At 69.1% G+C, this 5,116-nt stretch carries 5 protein-coding genes; 2 read left to right on the top strand and 3 right to left on the bottom strand.

Annotated elements, in window-relative coordinates; genetic code table 11:
• Positions 1–275: 275 nt before the first annotated feature.
• The 3 genes from ABT160_RS46260 to thyX form a co-directional block, all read right to left on the bottom strand.
• Positions 276–1,961, bottom strand: coding sequence for a ribonuclease J (locus ABT160_RS46260; RefSeq protein ID WP_351656237.1), 1,686 nt, complete (start codon positions 1,959–1,961; stop codon positions 276–278).
• 112 nt (positions 1,962–2,073) lie between these two features.
• Positions 2,074–2,973 (bottom strand): 4-hydroxy-tetrahydrodipicolinate synthase, encoded by a 900-nt coding sequence (gene dapA, locus ABT160_RS46255; RefSeq protein ID WP_351656234.1) that lies wholly within the window; start codon positions 2,971–2,973, stop codon positions 2,074–2,076.
• A gap of 194 nt (positions 2,974–3,167) precedes the next feature.
• Positions 3,168–3,905, bottom strand: a complete 738-nt coding sequence (gene thyX / locus ABT160_RS46250; RefSeq protein ID WP_351656231.1) for an FAD-dependent thymidylate synthase — start codon at positions 3,903–3,905, stop codon at positions 3,168–3,170.
• A gap of 190 nt (positions 3,906–4,095) precedes the next feature.
• Here thyX and ABT160_RS46245 point away from each other — a divergent pair, with 190 nt between their 5' ends.
• Together ABT160_RS46245 and ABT160_RS46240 are read left to right on the top strand one after the other, a co-directional pair.
• The gene (locus ABT160_RS46245) at positions 4,096–4,335 is read left to right on the top strand and encodes a hypothetical protein (RefSeq protein ID WP_351656228.1); all 240 of its coding nucleotides are present in this window, start codon (positions 4,096–4,098) and stop codon (positions 4,333–4,335) included.
• Positions 4,336–4,451: 116 nt separating this feature from the next.
• Positions 4,452–5,012: an SCO5741 family PH domain-containing membrane protein gene (locus ABT160_RS46240; protein ID WP_351656226.1), complete on the top strand. Its 561-nt coding sequence runs from the start codon at positions 4,452–4,454 to the stop codon at positions 5,010–5,012.
• The last annotated feature ends 104 nt before the right edge of the window (positions 5,013–5,116 follow it).

Below are 5,116 nucleotides of genomic sequence, written 5' to 3'. Positions count from 1 at the left end.
GTTTCCCTTTCCGGCGGTTCCAACCTTACCAGACTCTTTTCCGTTCCGTTTCCGGTCCGAATTTGAATTCCGGTGGCCGTTGGAGGGCCTTTGCCCTTCGGCGATGCCCGACTTTATCAGAGATTCTGAGTCGGATTTCCCGCCCCGATCGAGGTGGTCTGCGAACACACGAGTGTGCCGGGTTCCCCTCAGGCGGAGCCGTAAACGTACTGGAGCGGGGCGCCCCGATGCAAATCGGGGGCCCCGCTCCAGGTCACAGCAGGTCAGACGGCCTGTCAGACCTCCACGACGACCGGGAGGATCATCGGGCGGCGACGGTAGGTGTCCGAGACCCACTTGCCGATCGAGCGGCGGATCAGCTGCTGGAGCTGGTGCGGCTCGACGACCCCGTCCTGGGCGGACCGGTTGAGGGCCTCTTCGATCTTCGGCACGACCGGGGCGAACGCCGAGTCGTCGATGCCGGAGCCGCGCGCGTGGATGTGCGGGCCACCGACGATCTTGCCGCTGGAGGAGTCCACCACCACGAACACCGAGATGATGCCCTCGTCGCCCAGGATGCGGCGGTCCTTGAGCACCGGCTCGTTGACCTCGCCGACCGAGAGGCCGTCGACGTACACGTAACCGGCCTGGACCTTGCCGACGATCCGGGCCTTGCCGTTCACCAGGTCGACGACCACGCCGTCCTCGGCGATGACGATGTGGTCCTTGGGGACGCCGGTGAGGGCGCCCAGCTCGGCGTTGGCGCGCAGGTGGCGCCATTCGCCGTGGACCGGCATCAGGTTCTTCGGACGGCAGATGTTGTAGAAGTACAGCAGCTCGCCGGCCGAGGCGTGGCCCGAGACGTGGACCTTGGCGTTGCCCTTGTGGACGACGTTGGCGCCCCAGCGGGTCAGGCCGTTGATCACGCGGTAGACCGCGTTCTCGTTGCCCGGGATGAGCGAGGACGCCAGGATCACGGTGTCGCCGGGGACGATCCGGATCTGGTGGTCGCGGTTGGCCATGCGCGAGAGCGCGGCCATCGGCTCGCCCTGGGAGCCGGTACAGACGAGGACGACCTCGCTGTCCGGCAGGTCGTCCAGCGTCTTCACGTCCACGACCAGGCCCGCGGGGACCCGCAGGTAGCCGAGGTCGCGGGCGATGCCCATGTTGCGGACCATCGAGCGGCCGACGAAGGCGACCCGGCGGCCGTACTCGTGGGCGGCGTCGAGGATCTGCTGGATGCGGTGCACGTGGCTGGCGAAGCTGGCCACGATGATCCGCTTCTGGGCGCCGGCGAAGACGTTCCGCAGCACGTTGGAGATGTCGCGCTCGGGCGGGACGAAGCCGGGGACCTCGGCGTTGGTGGAGTCCGACAGGAGGAGGTCGATGCCCTCCTCACTGAGGCGCGCGAAGGCGTGCAGGTCGGTCAGCCGCCGGTCGAGCGGCAGCTGGTCCATCTTGAAGTCGCCGGTGTGCACGACCATGCCCGCGGGGGTGCGGATGGCGACGGCCAGGGCGTCCGGGATGGAGTGGTTGACCGCGACGAACTCGCAGTCGAAGGGGCCGAGGTGCTCGCGCTGGCCCTCGGCGACCTCCAGGGTGTAGGGCCGGATGCGGTGCTCCTGGAGCTTGGCCTCGATCAGCGCGAGGGTCAGCTTGGAGCCGATGAGCGGGATGTCCGGCTTCAGCCGGAGCAGGTAGGGGACGCCGCCGATGTGGTCCTCGTGACCGTGGGTCAGGACGATGCCCTCGACGTCGTCGAGGCGGTCCCTGATGGTCGTGAAGTCCGGCAGGATCAGGTCGATGCCCGGCTGCTCCTCCTCGGGGAAGAGCACGCCGCAGTCGACGATCAGGAGGCGGCCGTCGTACTCGAAGACGGTCATGTTGCGGCCGATCTCGCCGAGCCCGCCGAGCGGGGTCACGCGGAGGCCGCCCTTGGCCAGCTTCGGCGGGGCGCCGAGTTCAGGATGCGGATGACTCAAAAGACTCTCCTCACCACACACGCCACGTACCGCTTGGGCACGTGGCGCGCATGACATTCGTGCACTTGCTGTTGTCGGTCTCTTCGTTCGTATTCAGTTGTGAAGTCTGTGGTTACAGCTGTACCCCGCCGGCGGCGAGGTCGATCTTGAGCTGTGCCGTTTCCTCGTCCGTCAGGCCGGTCATCGGCAGCCGCAGCGGGCCGGCGGGCAGGCCCTGGAGGGCGAGCGCGGCCTTCGTCGTCATGACGCCCTGGGTGCGGAACATGCCGGTGAAGACGGGGAGCAGCTTCTGGTGGATCTCCGTGGCCTTCTGCACGTCGCCGCTGAGGTGCGCCTCCAGCAGCGCGCGCAGCTCGGGCGAGACGACGTGGCCGACGACGGAGACGAAGCCGACCGCGCCGACGGAGAGCAGCGGGAGGTTGAGCATGTCGTCGCCGGAGTACCAGGCGAGGCCGGAGCGGGCGATGGCCCAGCTGGCGCGGCCGAGGTCGCCCTTGGCGTCCTTGTTGGCGACGATCCTCGGGTGCTCGGCGAGCCGGACCAGGGTCTCGGTGTCGATCGGGACGCCGCTGCGGCCGGGGATGTCGTAGAGCATCACGGGCAGTGCGGTGGCGTCGGCGATGGCCGAGAAGTGCTGGTACAGGCCCTCCTGCGGGGGCTTGTTGTAGTACGGCGTGACGGCGAGCAGGCCGTGTGCGCCGGTGCGCTCGGCGGTGCGGGCCAGCTCCAGGGAGTGCCGGGTGTCATTGGTGCCGATGCCCGCGACGACGTGGGCGCGGTCGCCGACGGCCTCCAGGACCGCTCGTACGAGCTGGTCTTTCTCCGCGTCGCTGGTGGTCGGGGACTCGCCGGTGGTGCCGTTGATGATGAGGCCGTCGTTGCCGGCGTCCACCAGGTGGGCGGCGAGTCGCTGGGCACCGTCGAGGTCGAGTGCGCCGTCTGCCGTGAATGGCGTGACCATGGCGGTGAGGACCCGCCCGAAGGGGGTCTGCGGAGTGGAGATCGGAGCCATGGGTAACACGCTACTCGCTGCTCAGCGCGGTGTGTCCCCTCGGGGGACGTGACGTGGGACGTAGGACGAGGGAGCCCGGCACTGCCTGCTCGGGGGTTCAAGCAGTGCCGGGTCCGTTTGATCAGCCTAGATGAACTTCGCGAAACGCCGCAATACGGACACCTCGGGCGACCGATCCGTACATCTGTGCCCCGTTACGGCGCGACGCGGCCGTTGGCGTTGAAGGCGGCGTGCGTCAGCGGCATGAGCTTCGCCCACTCCGCCTCCATCTTCTCGCCGACCATCTCGATCTCCCGCTGCGGGAAGGACGGCACCTTCGCCAGCTCGTGCTGGGTGCGCAGGCCGAGGAAGTGCATCAGCGAGCGCGCGTTGCAGGTCGCGTACATCGACGAGAACAGGCCGACCGGGAGGACCGAACGGGCCACCTCGCGGGCCACGCCCGCCTCCAGCATCTCCTGGTAGGCGCCGTAGGCCTGGCGGTAGGCGTCCTCCATGGACTCCGTGACCACCTTGTGCTGCTCGGCGCTGCCCTCCACGAACACGTACTTGCCCGGGCGGCCCTCCTGCACCAGCTTGCGCTCGGCGCCGGGGACGTAGAACACCGGCTGCAGCTCGCGGTAGCGGCCCGACTCCTCGTTGTAGGACCAGCCCACCCGGTGCCGCATGAACTCGCGGAAGACGAAGATCGGGGCGCTGATGAAGAACGTCATCGAGTTGTGCTCGAAGGGGCTGCCGTGCCGGTCCCGCATCAGGTAGTTGATCAGGCCCTTGGAGCGCTCCGGGTCCTTGCTGAGCTCCTCCAGGGACTGCTCGCCGGCCGTGGAGACCCGGGCCGCCCACAGGACGTCCGAGTCACTGGCGGCGTGTTTCACCAGGTCAACGGTTACGTCGCTGCGAAAACTAGGTTTGATCTCTGCGGGGCTGTCGGACACCGACACGTCCTTGTCTCTTGCTCAGGGTTGGGCGGCGTCCACCTTAAGGCCCCGAGAGCCGGCTCCGAACCAGGCAGGCTGGCGGCACGATTGTTCCGGCCAATTCGGGGAAATCGGGCACCAAACTGCTCTTCCACGCGTCTGTACCTGTAGAGGCGTCAGTCACACACGATCCGAGGAGTGTTGCCCTATGTTCCGCCGGCGAGAGGCCGTCCCGTTCGCGTTCGTCGCGGAGGCCGAGCGCTTCCGCAGTAACGTCACCCCGCCGGAGAGGGAACGTCTCCGCGTACCGCAGATCATGGGCCGTACGCTGATCGGGCTCACGGTCGTCGCGGGCCTCGCCGGGTCGCTGCTGTTCGGCCTGCCCGCCATGGAGTCGGGCCAGTCGGCCGGCCACGGGCAGCAGTCGGAGGCCTCCGAAGGGCGCTGAGCCGCCGGGGTTCTTCACAGACTCGGACGGCCCCCCGGGAGTGGTCCCCGCTTGACCTCCTCGGTAGCCTCACCGGGCACAGCCCAATCGAGCGTGCTTGTGAGTGAGGATCAGTCGTGCCCCTGCCCTTCCTGACGGCCGACCGTGCGTTTGACACGAACACCGACGACGTCGCCCTGCCGTTCGACGACCACGACCGCTGGCGCCGGCCCTACCGGCCGGGCCCCTGGCGGGTCGCGGCGGCGGCGCTGCTCCTGCTGCTCGCGTCGTTCGTCCTGCTGGCCGCGATGATCATCGCCTTCGCCGGGGCGCTGGCCGCCGCGGCGGTCTGCCTCGGCGCCGGTCTGCTGGTGATCGCGTCCGCGCTGCGCCTGCTGCGGATGGGGACGTGGGTGAGCCGCCACGGGGTGCGCCGCGTGGCGTTCTTCCGTACCAGCACCCTCCCCTGGGAGCGGGCCGGCGCGCTGCGCACGGTGCAGCAGCCGGTGCGCTGGCTGGGGATGCCCCGGACGGTGCAGGGGCAGGCGCTGGTGGTGGAGCCCTCCGGCAAGGAGGCCGTGGCGCTGCTGACCGACCACAGCGCCGACTTCCTGTCGCGGGTGGAGGCCTTCGACCGCGCCGCCGACGTGGTGGAGGCGTGGGGCGCCGAGTACGGGGCGGTGACCTCAGCGCGCTGAGGGTTCCTCCGCGACGCGTACGAAGTACGACTACGAAGTGAGCGAGGGGTGGGGCGCCCCCCGGCCCGACCCCGGGCCCCCCCCACCCGCGGCGCCGACAGAGC

It is taken from the genome of Streptomyces sp. NPDC001941 (assembly GCF_040296945.1).
GTDB lineage: Bacteria > Actinomycetota > Actinomycetes > Streptomycetales > Streptomycetaceae > Streptomyces.
The sequence above is the reverse complement of the archived record's forward strand: the minus strand, read 5'-3'. Positions and strand labels throughout refer to the sequence as shown.